The 19,487-nt window shown below is 38.9% G+C and carries 24 protein-coding genes and 1 tRNA gene; 12 read left to right on the top strand and 13 right to left on the bottom strand.

The window, feature by feature from the left end:
* Nucleotide 1: 1 nt before the first annotated feature.
* The 10 genes from EBB54_RS23475 to EBB54_RS23425 form a co-directional block, all read right to left on the bottom strand.
* The gene (locus EBB54_RS23475; RefSeq protein WP_125129210.1) at nt 2-1,816 is read right to left on the bottom strand and encodes a P-loop NTPase family protein; all 1,815 of its coding nucleotides are present in this window, start codon (nt 1,814-1,816) and stop codon (nt 2-4) included.
* A 16-nt stretch (nt 1,817-1,832) separates the two neighbouring features.
* Nucleotides 1,833-2,657 carry a hypothetical protein gene (locus EBB54_RS23470; protein ID WP_125129209.1) on the bottom strand — a complete coding sequence of 275 codons (825 nt, stop codon included), beginning with the start codon at nt 2,655-2,657 and terminating at the stop codon, nt 1,833-1,835.
* A 189-nt stretch (nt 2,658-2,846) separates the two neighbouring features.
* Nucleotides 2,847-3,731, bottom strand: a complete 885-nt coding sequence (locus tag EBB54_RS30720; protein WP_193554383.1) for a single-stranded DNA-binding protein — start codon at nt 3,729-3,731, stop codon at nt 2,847-2,849.
* Nucleotides 3,732-3,991: 260 nt separating this feature from the next.
* Complete coding sequence (locus EBB54_RS23460) at nt 3,992-5,179, bottom strand: site-specific integrase (protein ID WP_125129208.1); 1,188 nt, start codon at nt 5,177-5,179, stop codon at nt 3,992-3,994.
* A 76-nt stretch (nt 5,180-5,255) separates the two neighbouring features.
* Nucleotides 5,256-5,459 carry an excisionase gene (locus EBB54_RS23455; protein ID WP_125129207.1) on the bottom strand — a complete coding sequence of 68 codons (204 nt, stop codon included), beginning with the start codon at nt 5,457-5,459 and terminating at the stop codon, nt 5,256-5,258.
* A gap of 15 nt (nt 5,460-5,474) precedes the next feature.
* Nucleotides 5,475-6,335, bottom strand: coding sequence for a rolling circle replication-associated protein (locus tag EBB54_RS23450; RefSeq protein ID WP_125129206.1), 861 nt, complete (start codon nt 6,333-6,335; stop codon nt 5,475-5,477).
* 463 nt (nt 6,336-6,798) lie between these two features.
* A complete protein-coding gene (locus EBB54_RS30815; RefSeq protein WP_205128765.1) occupies nt 6,799-8,130 on the bottom strand; it encodes a P-loop NTPase family protein in 1,332 nt (443 codons plus the stop codon).
* A 1-nt stretch (nt 8,131) separates the two neighbouring features.
* Nucleotides 8,132-8,593 (bottom strand): hypothetical protein, encoded by a 462-nt coding sequence (locus EBB54_RS23435; RefSeq protein WP_125129204.1) that lies wholly within the window; start codon nt 8,591-8,593, stop codon nt 8,132-8,134.
* Nucleotides 8,594-8,802: 209 nt separating this feature from the next.
* On the bottom strand, nt 8,803-9,153 hold the full coding sequence (locus EBB54_RS23430) for a helix-turn-helix domain-containing protein (RefSeq protein WP_148099397.1): 351 nt from the start codon (nt 9,151-9,153) through the stop codon (nt 8,803-8,805).
* 616 nt (nt 9,154-9,769) lie between these two features.
* Nucleotides 9,770-9,976 carry a helix-turn-helix domain-containing protein gene (locus EBB54_RS23425; RefSeq protein ID WP_125129202.1) on the bottom strand — a complete coding sequence of 69 codons (207 nt, stop codon included), beginning with the start codon at nt 9,974-9,976 and terminating at the stop codon, nt 9,770-9,772.
* A gap of 206 nt (nt 9,977-10,182) precedes the next feature.
* Here EBB54_RS23425 and EBB54_RS23420 point away from each other — a divergent pair, with 206 nt between their 5' ends.
* The 4 genes from EBB54_RS23420 (at nt 10,183) to EBB54_RS23405 (ending at nt 12,454) form a co-directional block, all read left to right on the top strand.
* Nucleotides 10,183-11,427 (top strand): hypothetical protein, encoded by a 1,245-nt coding sequence (locus EBB54_RS23420; RefSeq protein WP_125129201.1) that lies wholly within the window; start codon nt 10,183-10,185, stop codon nt 11,425-11,427.
* Nucleotides 11,428-11,523: 96 nt separating this feature from the next.
* On the top strand, nt 11,524-11,889 hold the full coding sequence (locus EBB54_RS23415; protein ID WP_125129200.1) for a hypothetical protein: 366 nt from the start codon (nt 11,524-11,526) through the stop codon (nt 11,887-11,889).
* A gap of 18 nt (nt 11,890-11,907) precedes the next feature.
* A complete protein-coding gene (locus EBB54_RS23410) occupies nt 11,908-12,087 on the top strand; it encodes a hypothetical protein (RefSeq protein ID WP_125129199.1) in 180 nt (59 codons plus the stop codon).
* Between the two features lie 25 nt (nt 12,088-12,112).
* Nucleotides 12,113-12,454, top strand: a complete 342-nt coding sequence (locus EBB54_RS23405) for a hypothetical protein (protein WP_125129198.1) — start codon at nt 12,113-12,115, stop codon at nt 12,452-12,454.
* Here the strand turns inward: EBB54_RS23405 and EBB54_RS23400 are convergent.
* Nucleotides 12,428-12,616 (bottom strand): helix-turn-helix domain-containing protein, encoded by a 189-nt coding sequence (locus tag EBB54_RS23400; RefSeq protein WP_243127785.1) that lies wholly within the window; start codon nt 12,614-12,616, stop codon nt 12,428-12,430. The genes EBB54_RS23405 and EBB54_RS23400 overlap by 27 nt on opposite strands.
* Before the next feature lie 163 nt (nt 12,617-12,779).
* On the opposite strand from EBB54_RS23400, the gene EBB54_RS23395 reads away from it, so the two are divergent.
* Nucleotides 12,780-13,223 (top strand): hypothetical protein, encoded by a 444-nt coding sequence (locus tag EBB54_RS23395; RefSeq protein ID WP_125129197.1) that lies wholly within the window; start codon nt 12,780-12,782, stop codon nt 13,221-13,223.
* 351 nt (nt 13,224-13,574) lie between these two features.
* Here EBB54_RS23395 and EBB54_RS23390 read toward each other — a convergent pair whose 3' ends face one another.
* Nucleotides 13,575-13,787 carry a hypothetical protein gene (locus EBB54_RS23390; RefSeq protein ID WP_125129196.1) on the bottom strand — a complete coding sequence of 71 codons (213 nt, stop codon included), beginning with the start codon at nt 13,785-13,787 and terminating at the stop codon, nt 13,575-13,577.
* A gap of 672 nt (nt 13,788-14,459) precedes the next feature.
* On the opposite strand from EBB54_RS23390, the gene EBB54_RS23380 reads away from it, so the two are divergent.
* From EBB54_RS23380 to EBB54_RS23355, 7 genes are all read left to right on the top strand, one after another.
* Nucleotides 14,460-14,675, top strand: coding sequence for a type II toxin-antitoxin system Phd/YefM family antitoxin (locus EBB54_RS23380; RefSeq protein ID WP_125129195.1), 216 nt, complete (start codon nt 14,460-14,462; stop codon nt 14,673-14,675).
* On the top strand, nt 14,672-15,085 hold the full coding sequence (locus EBB54_RS23375) for a PIN domain-containing protein (RefSeq protein ID WP_125129194.1): 414 nt from the start codon (nt 14,672-14,674) through the stop codon (nt 15,083-15,085). The genes EBB54_RS23380 and EBB54_RS23375 overlap by 4 nt, the downstream gene beginning before the upstream one ends.
* A gap of 160 nt (nt 15,086-15,245) precedes the next feature.
* Nucleotides 15,246-15,713, top strand: a complete 468-nt coding sequence (locus EBB54_RS23370; RefSeq protein ID WP_148099396.1) for a hypothetical protein — start codon at nt 15,246-15,248, stop codon at nt 15,711-15,713.
* A 26-nt stretch (nt 15,714-15,739) separates the two neighbouring features.
* A complete protein-coding gene (locus EBB54_RS23365; protein ID WP_125129192.1) occupies nt 15,740-15,991 on the top strand; it encodes a kinase to dihydroxyacetone kinase in 252 nt (83 codons plus the stop codon).
* Entirely contained in the window at nt 15,988-16,149 is a 162-nt protein-coding gene (locus EBB54_RS30600) for a hypothetical protein (RefSeq protein WP_170178105.1), read from the top strand. Before EBB54_RS23365 ends, EBB54_RS30600 begins: the two co-directional genes overlap by 4 nt.
* A 409-nt stretch (nt 16,150-16,558) precedes the next feature.
* Nucleotides 16,559-16,631 (top strand) — tRNA-Lys (locus EBB54_RS23360).
* A 42-nt stretch (nt 16,632-16,673) separates the two neighbouring features.
* On the top strand, nt 16,674-16,925 hold the full coding sequence (locus tag EBB54_RS23355; protein ID WP_243127784.1) for a helix-turn-helix domain-containing protein: 252 nt from the start codon (nt 16,674-16,676) through the stop codon (nt 16,923-16,925).
* A 397-nt stretch (nt 16,926-17,322) separates the two neighbouring features.
* Here EBB54_RS23355 and EBB54_RS23350 read toward each other — a convergent pair whose 3' ends face one another.
* Complete coding sequence (locus tag EBB54_RS23350; RefSeq protein ID WP_125129191.1) at nt 17,323-19,467, bottom strand: hypothetical protein; 2,145 nt, start codon at nt 19,465-19,467, stop codon at nt 17,323-17,325.
* Nucleotides 19,468-19,487: the final 20 nt, after the last annotated feature.

Here is a 19,487-nt window from a genome sequence, read left to right as displayed (position 1 = left end):
TTTACGCCGAAAGGATGGAATCGAGACAGCCGTTCTCCACTTCCTGCCTGCTCTCCGCGTCTGCCGAAACAGAGGAGAGGACCGTGTAGCGGGCGGCTTCCCGGATATCCCCGCAGACCATGAAGGACTGCACCCAGGAGATCAGCTCCCGGACTCCGCAGCATCCGTCTGTGATCAGGTTCTCGCGGCAGTATTCGGATACGGCTTTGACGATCTTTGCCATGGTGGTTACGGTCTTTTTATCTGTACAGCCAGTAATTCCAAGGACACGCTTGACTAAGGTATCCTCATCCGGCTCATCCAGGTCGATCACAAGGTTCATCCTGGAGATGACAGACTGGTTCATCTGCTTACAGCCCGCATAATCATTGTTGGTAGTCACGACAATCGTGGTATCCGGGTGGCGGTCAATGACTTCCACGTTTGGCAGGAACACGCTGTTACAGCGGTCCAGCAGGGAGTTTAAGCCTACCAGCACGCCGGGATTGGCAATGACCGTAGGCTCCTGTAATTCCACAAGATAGCCGTAACGGATCGCTCCTACCAGCGGAGTGTCCACATATTTAAACTTCTGGTGGGAATCCTGCTTTGCGTAGTGGTCGTGCATCTCATCGAAAATAGTATCCACCAGCTTTTGGTAGACCGCATCCTCATCCACCGTTTCATCGTAAGTACCGGTCAGCTTCTGGTAAGCCGTTGCCGGGTCCATCATGATGTCCTGGAAGGTGGGATATTCGCTCTGGAGGGCGGAAAGCTTCCCGTCTACATCGGGCAGGATCTGTCCGAGCAAATCGAAGATCTCGGTATTTGCAGAACAGGTAATGCACCGGTATGGGAGATGAAGGCCGGAAGCGATTGCTTTGGCACCTTCGGTCTTTCCCGTCCCTGCAGGCCCTCTTAATAAGAAGTTCCGCATGGGTGACACGGTATTTGTGGTTATTTTGGCGTGTTCGCAGATCCGTTTAATCTCTGCCGGTATGATGTACCAGTCAGGGAGCTGCGGCACGGTGAGTTCTTCCTGGGGAGTCAGTGTCCGGGATTCGGACAGGATGTATTTGCCTACGAAATCTTTTTTTGAAACGCTTGCCATTACTTTCCGGGTAGAAGTGCCAGGCTTTAGAACCTGGAAAGTCCCAAGAATGACATCCGTTGGGGAATGAGTGCCTTTCTGTACCGTAAATGCTTTCAGCTGGGAAATGGAACCGTTGCCCGGCGTATCGTTTGGGATTCCGCCGGTCGGAAGAGAGGTTCCGTAACGGACGCGCCGGTAAAGGTTATCGCATAGGATTGCCGCAGTCTCTACCGTATCGTCCATGTTTGGATAGCCGTTATCCCGGTCTTCCCTCAGCTTCTGGTAATGCTCATTGAATTCGTCATCTGCCATAGCAGTTGGGATGAGCGCAAAGATCAGGGCAGCGCCGCTTTTCTCATCCTCTTTCAGCATATATTTTTCCGGATTGCTTTCCGGATCCGGAGGTGTTTGGTAACAGCCTGCCGTAAACTTGCCGTTTATCCGGTTGTAGGCTACTACATGGAGTTCTCCGGTCTTGCTCGGATATTCCGCAATCGTAAAATTATTTCCCTGGCTTCCGATTGCACCAAGTTCCTCCGGCGGTTTTCCGCTTGTTGGCGATTCCAGTTCCAGATATGCCAGGATTGCCCGAAGCGTCGCCGCATGGAGCGTGGAACGCTTCTGGGGCTGTATGCAATGCTTGGAATAAACATTTTTAAATACCGGGTCATCGGTATAATCCTCGAACGGTTCCGGCAGCTTTCGCTTAAAGGACCAGTTGGGTAATAAATTTCCATTTGCCATAATCATTCTCTCCCTTCTATGCCCAGGATACTTCCAGGGTGTCATTGGTTTCCACTGCTTTCAGCTCATCACGGGTAAAGATGTCCATGAGGGCTACCCAGTAATCTCTGGGCGGGAAATGCTGGAAGGTATCTTTTATTTCCGGGGTATTGTTCGCATAAATAAATATTTCCCCGGCTTCATTGATAAAAAGCTTCTGGTGTCCCCTTGCCTGCAGGTCTCCGATCAACTCCGTCAGTAACGGCTTCCCAATGAGGGAATACCAGGATTCCGGATCCACATGGATGGGAGGTTCTGCCGGATTTTCAGGATGATCAGTCTTAGCGCCATCTGGATTCTTCTGTCCCGGAAGGGGCGTGAAATCCGTAATGGTCATCATGAAGAGCTTCAGATGCCCGAACTGGTCGAGGGAAACATCCGCAAAGTTGTAATCTCCCGTATGGAAGGTCCGGATGCGGATAAGGTTGCAATTCAGCAGGGACTCGGCTTTAATGGGTCTGGTATATTCCCAAGATGCTTCCGGGTAAGCCGCCCTGATCTTATCCGTAACCTGGTAACTGATCTGCCGGATCAGCAGCGTCTCCATGTCAAAGAAAGGGGCTTCCTTCTTTTGTTTCTTACGCTTGTGCGTGTGAGTATTTTTTAAAGAAAACGGGACTGAGATATGCAGCATCATGGGGATCAGGAGGAAGAGAAAGCTTCCTACAATCCCGGTGATCGCGATGCCGGCAATGACAGACCGGTTCATTTGTTCCGGAGTAAAGAGCAGCGCCAGAAACAAAACGAGTGCCGCTGCTTTTATCATCTTGATACTTCTGTGTTCTTCTTTTCTTGTTTTCATTGTGGATTCCTTTCATAAAAATATTTTGCAGTTCGAATTGTTTTGAAAAAAAGGAACTGCTGTGTTCAAACGTAAACACGCAATTCCTTTCCTGAAGTGATCTGCAGGAGCGGTTGCCGTTGGCAGGCTCCGTAACCGGGTGATTCTGAAGTTATCGTTGGCAGGCTCCGTAACCGGGTGATTCTGAAGTTATGCAGTGAAGGGAAGCTGTGAGGCCATACCTTCCGGGATATTGGTAAACCCGTCCCCGGCAAAGCCGCCCTGCGGCGGTGTCTGGCCGTACTGGGCATTCCCTCTCTGCTGCTGGTACATCTGGTTTCCAGCCGCACTATTCTGTGCAGGGGCATTTGCCTGGTAAGAACCGCCTTGCGGGGCTCCTCCGTTCGCAGGTTGCGGGCCGTTGCCCATGTTGCTGCCTCCATTGGGATAGCTGGCGCCTGCATTGCCATTCCCTGCATTGGAATAATTACCGTTCCCGTTTGCATTGCCATTGCCTCCATTGGGATAGCTGCCTCCACCGGATGGATTACTGCCACCTGGATAGTTCCCGTTTCCGGTAGCATTTCCATTGGCAGGATACACGCCTCCCTGTGCAGCACCGGCAGGATTCTGATAACCGCCGTTTTGCGGACCTGAAGTTTGATATCCTCCGGCTCCCGGCGTAGCTGCGCCTCCATTGTACGGCGGTGTGCCTGCCTGATTTCCGCCTGCATCTCCTTCTGGCTTGTTGGAAAGACAGAACTGCCAGTCCCGTACATTGATCCTGGCACCGGAACCGGCCTGGCCCGCTCTCTGTCCCTGACTGTAAACAAAGGGATGGAGTTCAAGCTCTCCATAGATATATAGACAGGTTCCTTTCTTGACTCCCGCCTTCGAAAGCCGTTCTGCCAGATGCTTGTTCAGATAGCACTGATAGAAAACAGATTCATATGGATTTTCCGGGTTATTCTGTGCGTTCTGGCTTCTTTGTGAGGTGGCAAGGTCTAAAGAAATATACTCCGTTCCGTTGTTCCTCCCCTGCTGCATGACGGGATCTCTGGTGACCCTTCCCATGAGATGAATGATTGCTGACATAAAATTTCTCCTTTCTGCCCTCTTAGGCGTTGAAATAATAAAGATAGGTAAAAGAATAGGAAATCCATGTTTCAGATTTAGATGAAACTTAATACAGATTTTCTTATAACTTCTTATATCTTCTCATATCTTCTTATATCTCCACGGAACCCTGTAAATCAGGGCTTCGTGGATATTTCGCTATTGGTAGATACTTCACGTATCTTCTTATATCTCTATTATAGAGAACACTTCAAACGTAGTAAAAAAGTAGTAAATTCTTATTCCGCTAACCGTTCCATTTCAGCCTGTATTCCGTCTATGGTAACATGTGCGTACAGATTAAGCGTGATTTCTATACTGCTATGTCCCATGATGTATTGCAGGCTTTTCGGATTCATGTTTTTTCCGGCTAATCTTGTGCAAAAGGTGTGTCTTAATACATGCGGTGAAAAATACGGCAGTTCGTCCTCATGTGTTTTATTATACTTTGTTACAAGATTCCGAAAAGTTGCTGAATAGTATTGAGCTATTACTGGATGTCCTTCTTGCGTGAGAAATAAGAAATCGCTGTAGCCGTCTATGATATCCGATTGTATACCTTCACATTGCTTTAATACGTGTTTAAATGCTTCATAAGCTGTTTGATTCATGGGGACTTGGCGGACACCGCTTTTAGTCTTTGGGGTATCTATGTAATAACCGTGTTCACTGTCTTTCAATAGTTGATGATTTACATGGATTAACCTTTTCTCAAAGTCTAAATCTTTTACAGTCAATCCGCACAGTTCGGAAATTCTAAGCCCTGTATTTAGCAATATCACAATCACATCATAATACTTTTTATAAATCATATCCGTTTTAGCAAATGCAAGAAGTTTCTTTTCTTCGTCCTCTGTCAATGCTTCCCGTGGCTTGCTGTCATCTGCAATAACATCACTCATTTTGTAGTCAAAAGGATTTTTACGTACATAATCATCTTGAATAGCGATATAAAAAGCCGCTTTTAAAGAACGTTTGTAATTATTGATAGTTTTATAAGCATATCCTTTTGCTTTCATGCGGACAGCCCATTCTTTAGCGTCAGAGGGTTTTATACTGTCTATACTACGTAATCCCAGTATATCCTGTTCTAAGGCTCTCATAAGCCTCTGGCGGCCTAGCAGGGTACTTTTTTTAACATTTGCCCGGCTTGCGTTCTGCTTTTTGTAGAGTTCGCAAAGAGTCATTTTTTTGCCGATCGTATCAATTCCGTCTGAAAGGTCTTTTTGTATTTCGTTTTCTTTCTCACGGAGTGATATACAATCCCTTTTTCCTTTAGGTACTCTGTCTGTAGCGGTCAATTTCCAGGAATAAGCAAACTGTACTTTTCCAAATGCATCCATATATTTAAATGCGTATCTTCCATCTTTTCTCTGGCTCTCTCCGTTGTTTAATATCCTTCCTTTTAAATCTCTTCTTTTCTCCATTTTTTTCTCCTTCCATAATTGGAAAGAGCCTTGATATGACTTACTTATATTATAGCACATCTTGGCTCTTTTTGCATTAAATAGTATCAACTTCATCCAATATTTTTTCGAATTGTTTCCGCTTTATTTGTATACGGTTTCCATTCATAAATAGCCATTTCGCATTTTTGCTTTCTTCCGCAAAACGACGCAATTTGTTTTCACCGATACCAAAATATACGGAGGCTTCTTTCATTGTCAGCATGTATTTTTCGCTGATAGGTACGTTTATATCGATCATGAAAACACCTCCTTTCTACTTATATTCATTCTTTGCTCTAATTACATAATTCGTATCTTTTTGGATTAGTGCACCTGTTTCTCTGTCTGTAGTAAGTTTGTATAAACCGACATCTACATAATTTTTACCATCACTATCCGTTCCAACAATACCAAAATTAGGAATAAAATCATTTAATTTAGTATTATCTTCCATGCTAAAAGATACTTTTGGCTTTTTTAAACCTTGTGAGTTAAAGTATCTTTTTTTCCCATACATATCTTTATCAGTCAACAAAGCGGAAGTTATATATTTGGTTATATATGATGATGCCTTTTCTGAGTTTTCTAATTTTTCACAATCGCTGAATCCATGTTTCCAGTCTGTCAGATTATATACTTGTCGGCCGTTTCTTACTACGGGTATATTTGTCTTAGGGTTAACTGCCTGTACAAAGTTTTCATTTGGAATTTTTCCGAGTAAGCCGTGAAAATGAATTGCACCTGATTTATGTAATTCCGGAATAAGCAGATAGTTAAATTTCCCATATTTATCACGCATTGACCGACACCATTTTAGCAGAACTGTTTTTGAAACGTCATAATTAAAACTGTTTACTTTTTGGGGATCGAGAGTCAGTGTAACAAACCATTCAAAATCATTAATTAAAGCATAGCCTTTTATCCGTCTCCTGATGGCATGAATTTGACTACGGGTTCGTTTTTCCTGTTCTTCATCGGATAATTTAGGCTTATTTTTAGATGATGGTGGCCTTTCTCCTATATATGTTTCCTTTGGTTGATGGTAAGCAACTATTTCTATCATCCCGTTGCCATAGTCAGTTGTTTTCCGGTTGTATTCTCTGGTATCATTTAGTGGAGGAAGCGTAATTTTCATATTTATGTCTCCAACATATTTTGTAATTTGATGCTTTACGTCGCAACATTGCCTAATGTCAAGTAAGGCAATGTTGCCTGTCCTGCCTATTATGCGCAGTAGTGCGGTTGTTATTATTTATCGCATATTCGCAATCCCAATTATTGCGTATCTGCAGTGGCACAGCGCATGTGGCGGCAAGCCACCCCATGCGCCATGCCCCACCATACGCAATGATCGACATTGCAATATGCGATTGTGGAAAACGCCGCAATACTGCGCATAACAGGCGGATCAGTATTATTTCTTTTTTCGAAAGGCAGGAGAGAAATAAAAGCCGTCAGATACAACTGCTCTGTAGCCTTTTTCTGTCAGTTTAGGCTTATCACGCAGATAGTCCAATGCATACCATCGGGCCATCTGCCTTTTATCCGTACTGATAACACAAGTCTCTCCGTTATCCTGCACAATTATATATAACATCTTAGCGACCTTCCCCATATGGCGTCCCCCTATCCCTTAATTCTTTAAATAACATTATGTAGTCGCTTGTTTTCTCCGGCATCTGCGGCGTCTCGATATACGCCAATCCGTCTGATTTAGGCGTAATTGCGTAACCTTTACCGACTCCGCCTTTATAAGCGCCTGCAATGTCTTTTTTATAATATCCTGTTGCCTGGTGAAATGTTTCGTCTGACACCACAGCCCCCAAAATAATACGAGTCTGGCATTGCTCTGTTATCGACTTAGGTAAATCCGTTGCATTTAATTTTTGCGCCGTAATCACGAGAGAAATACCTACGGCTCTGCCTTTCAGGGCTAATTGTCCCAGTAACCGCTCAATTTCCGCTTTCTGTTTTTTGTCAGCCTCTCCCAGAGCCGCCAGAACTTCGTCAAAAATAAGTATTTCTCCTTTTAATCCAAGCGAAGTGAAATTTGCGTCTATATCCGCATTATCAGCCGCAAAATATTTTGAGTATCTTTCATTCATTTCATTCACAATTTTTGTGAGCATTTTGATAATCTCATCCGTTTCTACGGCTACTCCCACACCAATATGGCGGAATAATCTGCCAAGATCGGAATTTTTGGCATCTATTACATGTAACATGTGCTGACGCCTAAGTACCATCCCGCCCAGATAGCGTAAAAACTGGCTTTTTCCTGCGCCGGACGGGGCGATTAATAAAATGTGTAATGCTTCGCTGTTATAATTCCAAATTATATTGTCATAGATCGGTATTGGTTCATAACTCACATCCGGCTTATAATCGCCTTTATATTCATTCGGTATACCTTTTCCTATTAGCATAATTCCGTCATAGCGTTTCGGCGGATTAGCAAATATATATCTGGCTTTACCATCGGACTCCTCATATTTAAGCATTGGTAAGCCTAAATACTCGGATAGTTTTCTGCCTATCTCGGCAGAATCTTTAACTAACCCATTGAAATATAAGTCAATTATAGTTTTTCTGCCTTTTATCCCGTATATCCATTTGACGGAATGAATCAATAGGCCATCTGTTTCTGATTTTAAAAATAATCTAGTAAAATTAATTATTTGCTTTCTTATTTTTAAAATCTTAACAGGTGAATATCTTGATAACAAAAAAATTAATATACTGTAATTCAACAGTAAAAAGATACCTACAATAAGCATATCGTATAGTATCTCATTTAATTCTGGGATAGCTGTTACGCCGTCCCAGAAAATAAAAATTGGTAAAATTATAAATAATAATGCTATAACTAATATACTTTGTTTGATGGCAGCTATTACACTGCCATCTGTCTTTAGTTTTAATTTATGCATCTTATTTTACCTCCTCTAATTTTTTGATAAGTAGCTTTAGACCTGTAGCACTGTAACCCTGAAAATTTTTACCTACCATATTTGAGTTCATTGCGAGTTCATATTCAACAATCTTATATTTTTTGTTGATTGCATGAACCGGATCTAAAAATTGTTTATCCGTTTCATCATATATAGTACCTTGTCCATGCATTGCATCCATGATACTTTTCCCGTATATAAATTCGATTTTTTGTGTGTGGTGATCTGTTGAAGGTTTACTTACCTTTTTAATAAACATTTCATCAGGTACACAAACATGACTGCTTATTGCAGACTGTAATTCAATCTGGGATAATAAATCTTTTATCCTAACATTCATGTAATCGATTTTTTTTACAGCATTCACGGTGCTTTCCCACTTCATAGTTTCTGTAGCAGTTACACTATTTGCAATTGCTGTGTCATTTACTATTTCTTTCATAACTTAAGTTCCTTTCTTAATATTTTTAATTTACAATTTGAAAGATATTTGTTGTCATTTTCAGCTACGTATCTGTATCAAATGTAGTGTTTTTAAATATCCAACTATTTTGTATTGACATATGTTTCACCTCCTTTCTAAAACGAAGATAAGTCATACAATGGCCAATTAAATGGCCATATTTATTTTTTTATACTTTTTATATTTTTTTATTTCTTATATTGGTCAACGGGAAGTATATCATTTAAGTCACAGCGCAAAACATGTGCTATTTTGAGCACTGTCATCAGACTAATATTATAGCTTTTACGACTCATATAATTTTTATAGGTAGTTATACTGACACCTGCTCTTTTAGCCACGTCTTTTTGTGTGTAATGCTCGTTTATACCGTTTGAGCTTTTTAACTCTTTTAATCGTTTTTTTCGTATATTTTCAATATTTTTTAGGACATTTTCTATGTACTCGTAGTAATTTACTTGGTTGAGTTCTTTATCTGTGATATAGTCATGTTTTAATTCCTCGTTTAACTCTTTCGTTGTCCATGCTTTTTTGTTCATGTCTTTACAAAATTGTAAAGTGCGCACTTTAATCCTTTCTTTAGATTAGTGCAGGCCTGCGATATTTTGATAGTTGCAACATATTTTTAGGTCACTTGATACAACAAAAAAACCCGCATTTGCAACTGCGAGTTTTTTCGGAATTTATTACTGTTATTGTCTTTAAGTCATAAATATCACTCCTTTCTCCATCATTCGACTTTGTGAGCGTTTCCGGAATTGCTATAAGTGTATAATGATGGTATTTATTAAAATTTTATTAAATTTGAAAAATAGCACTTGACAAACTTTTTCAAAAATTGCTATATTTAACCTGTAAGGATAAATGATAACAGTCAGGTCAGTTGTCGAGTTTATTTTTTCAAGAATAGGATGGGGCTGGGGCGTAGCCCCAAGAAAACCTGTTTTGCGTATGCAAAACAGGGGGAGTAAAAAATTGATCGAAAATTGAAGATTGATAAGATAGAGAAAAGATAGGATTAAAAATATATCATAATCCTATCTTTTTTAATGAAGTTTTTTCGGTTCTTATATAACGCAAGTAAAGTTCACAAGTAAAATATTTCCAGCTAAAAGTAAATAAGAGGATAATTCCTAAAATGGTATCATCCCCTTATTACTTTATATATTCTGTAAATTCTAATATCTCATTAGGAGTACATTCCAATATTTCGCACAATCTTTCTAATGTTGCAGTAGTAACGTGTTTATTATGCTTTAGATTATAGACTGTTTTTGACTGTACATCATACTTTTTAATCAGTGTATATGTAGTGACACCTTTTTCTTTCATTGTTTTCCATAGAGGTTCATAAGATATCATATCACACCACCTTCCTATTACTTATTGTAAGTTTTTAAAATAGACTTGAATATACCGATAAAAATCGGTATAATAAATACAAAAAAATATAAATGTTAAATATTGACAATGCTTTGGGGGGGGGGTAAACTGACAAATAGTAAAATTATTGCTGTGAAAGAAAGCAAAGTAACTTAAGAAATAAAAAGTAAGAGGAGATTCTACATATGAAAAATAGAATGATTTTAATAACGATTTTGGCGGCAACTATCATAAGCGGAGTTATTACAGGATGCGGTTCATCAAAAGATTCAACAGCTAAAGCCGCATCAACCACAACGGCAGAGAAAAGTTCCGACACAGATAAGGAACAAACAGAGAAGAAAATAAATAACTTGGAGATTAGCGTAACAGTAGACAACGGCTGGGACAGCGATTCCACACCGGCAATTCTGCACGTAACCTCTGACAAGGTAGACTTCTGTCACGCAATTACACCGGACGCAGAGGGCGGCAAGGGTTCCACAACCGTATCTCTGGCAAACGATACCTATACGGTTGAGTTCATCAGCCCGCTGAATCATGATGGTTCTGCATACGAGATTTTCGATATGGGCACTGCTCAGGAAATCACTGTTGAATATGGCAAGGATATGGTGATCGACTGTGAAATGACACAGATTCCGGCTGACAAGGTGACTGACGAAATGATTCAGGACATCGTAAAAAAGACACAGGATGCCATTGCAAAGGGTGACGATACCCTGAAAGGTGATGCTGGAAAGAACACACTGGATAAGCTGGCAGAAAACGTTCAGAACAGCCCGAACGCATCCGAGGAAACAAAGGATATGGCAGAGTCTGTAAAGACGGAAACCGAAGTAAAGGCACCGGAAGCAGAGAATCAGACAGAAAATAAGACGGAAAACAATGCTGTAGAGAACAATAACGGTCAGAATGACAATGTTCAGAACAACAACGTTCCGGATAACAGCAATACAGGCAACAATAACGTTCCGAACAATGCCGGAAACAACAATGTTCAGAACAATAACAACCAGAACAACAACGCACAGGCACCGGTAGTTCCAAGCAACCCGGCACCGGTTGAGAAGCCAGTAGAAAAGCCGTCTGCACCGGTTGTAACAGAGCCGGAAGCACCAGTTCACACACATTCTTGGGCAGACCATACAGTAACGACACAGGAGTGGGTTTCTAACATGGTAACAGTTCCGGATTATGAGACACAGACAACAGGTGTTTGGGTATGTAACTGTGGCGCAGTTATGGATATTTCCGCAATGGATGCTCATATGATTGCACATCTTGATGCTGGTGAACCCGACAACGGACACACCGAAACACGCACAACACAGGTTCAGGTTGGATCCCATACGGAAGATCAGGGACATTATGAGAGCAAGACCACTGTAGATTACAGATATTGCACAGGCTGCGGCGCAAAGCAGTAATACGCATATCTCATAACGTATAGGCACCGACATCGAAAGATGTCGGTGCCTTTTTTTTTCGGGAATACCATAATAACATAGAAAGAGGGAGACGAAATGGAACGAAAACATTACGAAAAAAGGCGCTGTATTTTCTGTGGGCAGGAGCGGACTATCACAATCATTGAAGATGACGGATATGACTATTTGGGGCACCATAGGGGCACTTTGGAACGTTATGAAGACGATGATGGATGCAACTGCAGCCTTGGACGATTAGTGGGTAAAGTCGAGATTGTACCTATGTGTTTAAACTGTGCATTTTATGATAGTGGATATTGCACAAACAGGAAGAAAATCGAGACCATATCGGATATGTTTGCAATAGGCGACAAAGTCCGAGTGAAAAAGACGGAACATAAATGTGAAGAATATCAGCTAAATATGAATATCTTTAAAAAGTTAAATGTCAGATTAAGGTAATACGGAAGGGGGCGCGATATGTCACAATTCTATATTGAGAGGCTTGCAGACTTTGAGGCGGCAATAGTCATTTTAGATAGAAACCAGATTTCATATAGCATCGATGACGAACGTCTGATTTGTGTGGCTGAAAAGGATGTCTGCGAGATATTGGAAGCATTCGACAAAGAAGACATTTACTATCTGGAAGCCTGTTAACCATTTATAGATAAGGAGATTTTACATGGAATTTGAAGACTGGCATGTAGTCGAAAACAAAGAAACACATCAACAACATATCTTTTGCGGCGCAATTGAAGACTATATCAAAGAACCAGACACATATATCGAAATCCCGTTCTCAAAATGGTCTGTAGACCATATGATTAAGATTCTTGGAAATGTATTGGAGGATATCAATTTGCATCGAACGGTAAACATGCCAAGCGAAATCCACAGACTGATGACAGAATCCGATATATCAGAGAACGATATTCTTAAGTTACTTAAAAATTATTTTAAGAATCTACGTTTTTGTAACTTCAAAAGGAGTGCTTTTTCAGTCTTTCTCCCTTATCTCCAATAAATCCACAATATCACAATCGAAATAATCACATAAACGAACCAATAAATTCGCATCTAATCGCTGAAATTCATCACGACAATACCTGTTGAAATTTCCTCTCTGTAAATCTAAATCTTTACAGATTCTTGTTTTGCTGATTCCACGCTCTTGTAACAATTCCATGATATTTATGTGTAGATACTTCATATTCGCACCTCTTCCTATTTGTATACAGTATAACCAAATATCATATATTTGAATACATCCGCTATAGACAGTGTTTATATGATTACTGTATAATTAAATACGTTCTATATAAGCACAAAAAAGAAAGGAGGGAATTTAGATGATGAAGAAAAAAAGAAAGATAAGTGCTTTTATAGTGTTTGCCTGTTTAGTTATCCTGATTATTGAATCATACAACGAACTACCAGAATTTAGAATTTACAACAGTTTTATCCAGTCATACACAACGAAAGACGATTCAGAGAGACGTGATACGGAAATCAATGTTATAGTGTATCGAAATTATAACGACGAGAACCTCTACAAGCGGATTGAATCAGAGCATAACCGAATTAACGGACAACCTACAGAATTAAAAATTAATTTATACAAATGGGATTCAGATATAAAAAAAGGATATAATCCTTACAAAACTATTGTAATAGATTATATCAACGATTCGGTAGTAGCTAAATTATTCAACAAAAATATCTTCAACGGAAAATCATATTACCCAGATTATTATTTATGTACCATTCCTTCACCCCTGAAACAAAAATTTTGAGAGCAAATGTAAAACTCACATTTGCACTCGAGCAAAATTTTTTGCCCCTATGCCCTCTCCCATAGGGGGAATTTGTCTGTTGCATACTGTACATTCTATAACATAGCTTTAATCTATCAATAGGTGGAATGAAAGTAAAAGTCTTTCCTCTCCGGGCAGTATATCCTATATTACGGTATGTATCAAGGATGCTTCGCACCGCATAACGGCATGTCCTTGACACATTCCATAATATAGGATATAAGACGGTCAAGAGGAAATGAGATAGTCTGCTGTTTTACAGCCTTCGACTACACAATATATTTTCTGGCAATTTCTTGGCTTTCCAATTTGCAAACTATCAAGGCAGGATTATTCATCACCCATAAAATAAGAATATTTCTGTTCGTCACATTTTATAATTTTATTTGTGTTCATTCCTGACAAAACACCACTTATTTGGTGCCTGTTAGCAAATGGACATTTTTTCTCCACTTCATCAAGAACCTCTCTCGTTTTCTTGCGCAGAACAGATTCGATTTCTTTTCTTACCTCACATTTTTGTTCTTCTGTAAGACTATTCATACTATGTCCTCCCTTTAAAATTTATAGATATATAATAACAATTTTATCCTCTTTTTCAAAGTGATTTTCGAAGCTCACCTTTATTTTCGGCATATTACACAATAAATATCCTACTTTTTGGAAACATGAACGCATGAGAATCTAGGATAAAATCGAAAAAACAGCACACGTGAGACTCATTCGAAGAATCTCTTTGGAAAATCCGGTGCTGTTTTTGCTCTTAGATTTTAAAAATTATTCGATTTTGTTTGTCATATCAAGACTCTTTCAAAAGTTGTAAATCGGTAGTAAATACGTCAGATTTTGTTGTTTTAAAACCTCTAAAACCCAGTGTTTACGGGGTTTTTACTGTATATAACTTGATTTTCCTAAAAAATAAAAAAAGAGCCATTAAACGACCGCAGGGTGCGGCTATCCTAATGACTCTGATTTCCAAACTTAAACTCGCGTGTGCTCTGGAGGAATGGTCCAGACTCCCGATGTGGGATAACACAAAAACTTAAATACATGATTATAATAACACAAGATATAGCGATAGTCAATGGAATAAATTCTATATATAGATTTTTGGCTAAGTGAAGAGTAAAATATGATAATTTCGAACGATTTTATTGTTGGAATCGTTCAAATAGGATATAATAAAAGTAATATGAGATGAAGGAGGGATTCACAATGTCTATTACGGCTACAGAATTAAAGCTTAATCTTGGCAAGTATCTGCTTCTTGCAGAAAAAGAAGATGTTTTTATTACAAAGAACGGGAAAATAGTTGCAAAACTGACGAATCCATTTCAGGACCGGGTCAGCATGGCACAGTCATTATTTGGCAGCGTACCTGCTGAAATGACACTTGAAGAAGCTCAGGAAGAAAGGCGAAATAAAATATGAGAGCATTGATAGATACCTGTATTGTGATTGATGCACTGCAGAGCCGGGAGCCTTTCTTTAAGGAGGCCCAGGAGATATTTCTGGGAGCGGCAAATAAGCAGTTTGAAGGATTCCTGACTGCTAAATCTGTTACTGATATTTACTATCTCACACATAGATGCACACATAGCGATCAAGAAACCAGACAAATTCTAAACAAGCTGTTTTGCCTGTTTGGATTACTGGACACGGCTGGAATGGACTGCCGTAAGGCAATATCGTCCAATCTTTCGGACTTTGAGGATGCAGTTATGACAGAATCTGCGATCCGTGAGGAAATGGACTGTATTGTTACAAGAAACCTTGGCGACTATAAAAAGGCAGCTCTAACAGTATATAGTCCTGAAGAATTTTTGTTGAACATGAAATAAGCCAGCGAAATCTCTGTTTGGCTTTGTCCTGATTGGTGCAGGTACTTCCGTTATGGTCATATGAAAAATCAATACATGAAGTAGAAGAAATTGCAAGAGTGGAACTGGAATTCAAACAGTGGTGATTATGGGAAGAAAAAATAAGGGTTCATCGAAAACGATGAGAAAAGAAATACGTTTACAAAAAGCAAGACAATGGATTCTGACTTATAATGGGACACCGAAGCATATGGCAAGGAATTACCGGAAGCGGTTCCACGTTGATATCAATACAGCGCTTTCTGACCTTCAGGCGATAGGCGTGGAATTTACACAGGAGTATCTGGAGGCTGTAAAGCGCAGCGAGGAGGAACGGATCCGGCAGAAACATGCGAAAAAAAGACAGAAGCTGATGGAAGAAGAAGCTTTTTTGTATGCAGATTCGGATGACAGGTTTGCCTTTATTGCAGGATATACAAGTGGGGGCATGCCTTATGGAACGACATGGGAAGAGCTCGGACTGGAACCGTATGCTTCATATGAGCAGCTAATGGAGGCATATGCCAGCCTGGAAGGCATAGGAGAAAAGGGTGATCATGATGATGCGGATAAGGGCGAAAAGGAATTATGTGAACTCTATTTTAAGTAATCAGGACAGGAAGGGTGGTTGAACAGATGTTAGAATTTCGGTATGATACGCAATTATTGATTGAAGGAGAAGGCCTTGATGAAGATGTGATAAGTGAATATTTTACGGAGAACTTTAAGGGGGATTGTCTGCTGGTGGTTGGGGACGAGGAATTAATAAAAATCCATTCCCATACAAATGAACCCTGGGAGGTGTTGGAATATTGTGCTTCCCTGGGAGAAATTTATGATATTGTTGTGGAAGACATGGACAGGCAGGCAAGAGGCTTGAAAGGATGACAGAATTAAAAGAACAGGCAGAGTTATTGTACAAGCATTTATCCGAAACTGATGCGAAACGGATTTTGGGAATTGCAAATGGGAAATATAAGATTCCAGATGATATCGACGAATGTAATGACGAGATAACAGAAATGTTTGAAATGAAGAAGATATGAAGATATGGGGAAATTTTATTTGGTCCTTTGAGCATAAGTTTATAAAAGAATATATTACCAGTATAATGACAAAGCGTGATATTGGTGATATAGTGAGTACAGATAAAAATAAAGCGGACGAAAATAAGTCCAGAAAGGAAAGAATCATGACAACAGTTAATTTCGTATATTGCCTGAATAGTGAACATTATGAGACGCTGCACAGTAAAGAAAAAAAGCAGGGTTTGATTTTGGTACGCTCATGTAAGGTAAGAAAACGGAAAATAACTGTGTGATTAAAAAGCTGTCTTTCTATACAGGAGACTGACAGATAAAAACATGGATATCAGATGCCACTTATCTTGTATGAGGTAGGCGGTATTTTTTGTCTTAGAAAGCAGAAAATTCCAACGGAAGGTTTTCTGTACACGCTCCATTAGCTCAGCTGGCAGAGCACTCGACTTTTAATCGAGCGGCCGTGAGTTCGAATCTCACATGGGGCAGTACCGCCTGGATATTTGTAAAATGACAGGAGGTGAATGAACATGGATCTGCCGACAATAAATATGATACGGACAGGAAAGAACATTAACAGGTTGAGGAAGCAGGCAAACTTATCAGTAAAGGATTTGCAGAATATTTTCGGATTTGCCACACCGCAAGCGATATACAAGTGGCAGCAAAGCGCAGCGTTACCATCCATAGATAATCTGGTCGTACTTGCAGCAGTGCTTCAGGTAAGCCTGGATGATATTTTGGTGGTAAATACAGTAATTCCGATGCAGATAGGTGCATGAAGAAAATAGATAAAATATGCAGGTGAAAGCCTGCAGTAGGGTCCCCTAGTTTAAAAGGTCAGGACACCGGCCTTTCAAGCCGGAGATATTGGGTTCAAGGTCTCCGCGCTGCTTCGGTCGGTGCTAAGCATGGTCCACTGGAAACGCCACATGGGGATTGATGTGGCCATAGATAACGGTAGTCCAGCAGATCGTGAATCTGTTTTAGAGCGCAAGATATCGCCGGACATCTTGCGCCCTAACCCATCCACTTTATGTTTACGTGTCTGAGTGGTCGAACGTGCAATCATGCTAAGATGGTGTGCGGCAACGTACCGAAGGTTCGAATAATTCAGCAAAAGTTATAAATAGCAAAGAGAGTAAAACATGTTAGCTTGAAAATTCGTTATAATGCTTTCTACATTTGTGAATTATATTTTTTATATAATCCTTGCAATGAAGTAAAATCTCCATTCCGTACATCATTCCAAGTGATTCCAAAAGCCGATAACTTGTCTGTATCTAATTTATATAGCCAGTCCTGTTCATCTGTATAAAGTAACTTTTCCATTAAAAGAAAGTCCAAGATTTTTCTTTTTCCCTCATTTTTATTAATAATTCTGTTATCAATAAAATCCATCTTTCTTGCCGGTGTATCTTTACTATGGGATCTTAAACAACTAAAAATACGTCTAATAATATATGAAAAATTAATAAAACCAACATCTTCAGATTCTAATACATTATCATCTTTATATTTTAGTAATTTATAATAATTTCCTAAATTACTTGCCGATATTTTTAAGTTTGTTTTATTATCCACTTTTATTTCAAACCTGGGATTAATGTTGGAAGATACCTCAAAAGTATTTCCAATTAAAATACTCTCTCCTGGTGAATATGCTTCAATCAAAATCTGTTCACTACTCCAAATCAATTTATCACAAATAATAACAGAGTTATTAATTCTTGCTTCGCCGGAAGCGTTACCAATATATACACTTCCAGCAATGTCAATATAACAATTTTGTAGTTGACTAATATAGATACCTTTTTCAATATCATTTAGCAAAAATGTCGTATTATATATATCTTTATCTTCCCTTTTTAAATTGAATTCAATATAACATTCTTTTTTATCACCACTTATATATAATGCCGTCATGTCACCTAATTGAGCGTGCGCCTTAAAAGAGTTATACATTAATGGAATATATTCTCCTAATATCAATTTTTTAGAGAAAATCTCATAAAATTCAATAAGCATCTGTGATGGACAATATTTTGAATTATTTGCCAGAAATTCATTAACAAATTCAGACATTTCATTTGAAGCAAGACCATAAGCAATTACATAATCTTTAAATGCTGGACCTGTAAATTCATAAATCGCGTTATTATCTATATTTTTTACGCGTAAAAAAGGATGTTGAGGTAACTGTGTATTAATAACCTCTAAATATTCGTCTCTATAATCTATGGGTATTGCTTCACTTATTTCGCCAAACATTGTTGTGTCTTCGAATAACATCATTCCAATAATTCGGTAAAGTTGTTCTTCTTTTTTATATAAAACATCCCATTCTATATCTTCTTCAATTTTTGAAAATTTATTTTTTAATGCCTTAATAAATTTGTTATGTTCTCTTTGCAATAAATCATCTAAGATTTTTAATATTAAATTACAACTATTTTCACCGCTTGTAATATTTTTTAACAAATTAACAGTGTTCTTTTCCTTGCTATATGACGCTGCTAACGCATCTAAAACAGGAGCATATCCCAAAAATTCATTTGCACTACCATTCTGAAAAATTCTATAGATTTCACGAAATTGCTCATCAATACATTCAGTAACAATCGTAGATATTTCAACTTTATCTCTTTCTAATTTATTTTGTATATAAAATTTAGAATTATACTCTGCAAAATATCCAATTTCATAATGTGTAAAAGAAATATTATTCTTGTACATAAAGTCTTTAATAAAAATTGCGCTTTCTGTTCGAGCTAGAAGAATAGCGCATGTTTCGTTACTTTTTTGGGTTACATCATTCAAATCCCTCAAAAAGTATTCAACACCGGACCTTCCTGAACTGGCTTCTGCTTCATCAAATGCGTCTATAACTAAAAAATTTTCTCCATCTACAATACTTTTTATAAAATCGCTCATATTTTCAAAACCCACGGATTCCGCAATAGCACCTTGAAAACTATATTCCGCAATCTTATTTTCAGGCAAATCCCAGTATATACCATTTTTTGTATAGCAAATATGTTTAGCTAATGCCGTTTTTCCAGTCGCTCCCGGTGCGGAAAACAATAGAAATCTAGACTTATCTATTCTTTTTCTAAATGATTCAATAAATTGAGGTTCTATATATTTATATACATCTTCGCGATATTCGTTTTCTTGAATATACCGTATGGTCTGATTTTTACTTTTTAATTCAAAACAATGTTCTTTTTTAGTTATATTTTTAAGTATACTTTCTAAAGTCATCAGATAGTTTTCCTTTCTTATTATCTTTTTGTTCAAAGTATACTCCCAGTTTCCAAGCATGTCAAACCTCTTTTCTGTTT

It is taken from the genome of Schaedlerella arabinosiphila (assembly GCF_003885045.1).
Taxonomy (GTDB): domain Bacteria; phylum Bacillota; class Clostridia; order Lachnospirales; family Lachnospiraceae; genus Schaedlerella; species Schaedlerella arabinosiphila.
Note: the sequence above shows the minus strand (reverse complement) of the source record. Positions and strands in the feature narration are given on the sequence as shown.

Excerpts from the sequence above, each read along its gene's own strand:
- EBB54_RS23370 (WP_148099396.1), top strand. The coding sequence starts at position 15,246 with ATGAGAAAAGAAATACGTTTACAAAAAGCAAGACAATGGATTCTGACT.
- EBB54_RS23435 (WP_125129204.1), bottom strand. The coding sequence starts at position 8,593 with ATGAAAGAAATAGTAAATGACACAGCAATTGCAAATAGTGTAACTGCT.
- EBB54_RS23455 (WP_125129207.1), bottom strand. The coding sequence starts at position 5,459 with ATGATCGATATAAACGTACCTATCAGCGAAAAATACATGCTGACAATG.
- EBB54_RS23450 (WP_125129206.1), bottom strand. The coding sequence starts at position 6,335 with ATGAAAATTACGCTTCCTCCACTAAATGATACCAGAGAATACAACCGG.
- EBB54_RS23405 (WP_125129198.1), top strand. The coding sequence starts at position 12,113 with ATGGAATTTGAAGACTGGCATGTAGTCGAAAACAAAGAAACACATCAA.
- EBB54_RS23375 (WP_125129194.1), top strand. The coding sequence starts at position 14,672 with ATGAGAGCATTGATAGATACCTGTATTGTGATTGATGCACTGCAGAGC.
- EBB54_RS23390 (WP_125129196.1), bottom strand. The coding sequence starts at position 13,787 with ATGAATAGTCTTACAGAAGAACAAAAATGTGAGGTAAGAAAAGAAATC.
- EBB54_RS23475 (WP_125129210.1), bottom strand. The coding sequence starts at position 1,816 with ATGGCAAATGGAAATTTATTACCCAACTGGTCCTTTAAGCGAAAGCTG.
- EBB54_RS23470 (WP_125129209.1), bottom strand. The coding sequence starts at position 2,657 with ATGAAAACAAGAAAAGAAGAACACAGAAGTATCAAGATGATAAAAGCA.
- EBB54_RS23415 (WP_125129200.1), top strand. The coding sequence starts at position 11,524 with ATGGAACGAAAACATTACGAAAAAAGGCGCTGTATTTTCTGTGGGCAG.
- EBB54_RS23400 (WP_243127785.1), bottom strand. The coding sequence starts at position 12,616 with ATGGAATTGTTACAAGAGCGTGGAATCAGCAAAACAAGAATCTGTAAA.
- EBB54_RS23410 (WP_125129199.1), top strand. The coding sequence starts at position 11,908 with ATGTCACAATTCTATATTGAGAGGCTTGCAGACTTTGAGGCGGCAATA.
- EBB54_RS30815 (WP_205128765.1), bottom strand. The coding sequence starts at position 8,130 with ATGCATAAATTAAAACTAAAGACAGATGGCAGTGTAATAGCTGCCATC.
- EBB54_RS23355 (WP_243127784.1), top strand. The coding sequence starts at position 16,674 with ATGGATCTGCCGACAATAAATATGATACGGACAGGAAAGAACATTAAC.
- EBB54_RS30600 (WP_170178105.1), top strand. The coding sequence starts at position 15,988 with ATGACAGAATTAAAAGAACAGGCAGAGTTATTGTACAAGCATTTATCC.
- EBB54_RS30720 (WP_193554383.1), bottom strand. The coding sequence starts at position 3,731 with ATGTCAGCAATCATTCATCTCATGGGAAGGGTCACCAGAGATCCCGTC.
- EBB54_RS23380 (WP_125129195.1), top strand. The coding sequence starts at position 14,460 with ATGTCTATTACGGCTACAGAATTAAAGCTTAATCTTGGCAAGTATCTG.
- EBB54_RS23395 (WP_125129197.1), top strand. The coding sequence starts at position 12,780 with ATGATGAAGAAAAAAAGAAAGATAAGTGCTTTTATAGTGTTTGCCTGT.
- EBB54_RS23420 (WP_125129201.1), top strand. The coding sequence starts at position 10,183 with ATGAAAAATAGAATGATTTTAATAACGATTTTGGCGGCAACTATCATA.
- EBB54_RS23430 (WP_148099397.1), bottom strand. The coding sequence starts at position 9,153 with ATGAACAAAAAAGCATGGACAACGAAAGAGTTAAACGAGGAATTAAAA.
- EBB54_RS23425 (WP_125129202.1), bottom strand. The coding sequence starts at position 9,976 with ATGATATCTTATGAACCTCTATGGAAAACAATGAAAGAAAAAGGTGTC.
- EBB54_RS23350 (WP_125129191.1), bottom strand. The coding sequence starts at position 19,467 with ATGCTTGGAAACTGGGAGTATACTTTGAACAAAAAGATAATAAGAAAG.
- EBB54_RS23460 (WP_125129208.1), bottom strand. The coding sequence starts at position 5,179 with ATGGAGAAAAGAAGAGATTTAAAAGGAAGGATATTAAACAACGGAGAG.
- EBB54_RS23365 (WP_125129192.1), top strand. The coding sequence starts at position 15,740 with ATGTTAGAATTTCGGTATGATACGCAATTATTGATTGAAGGAGAAGGC.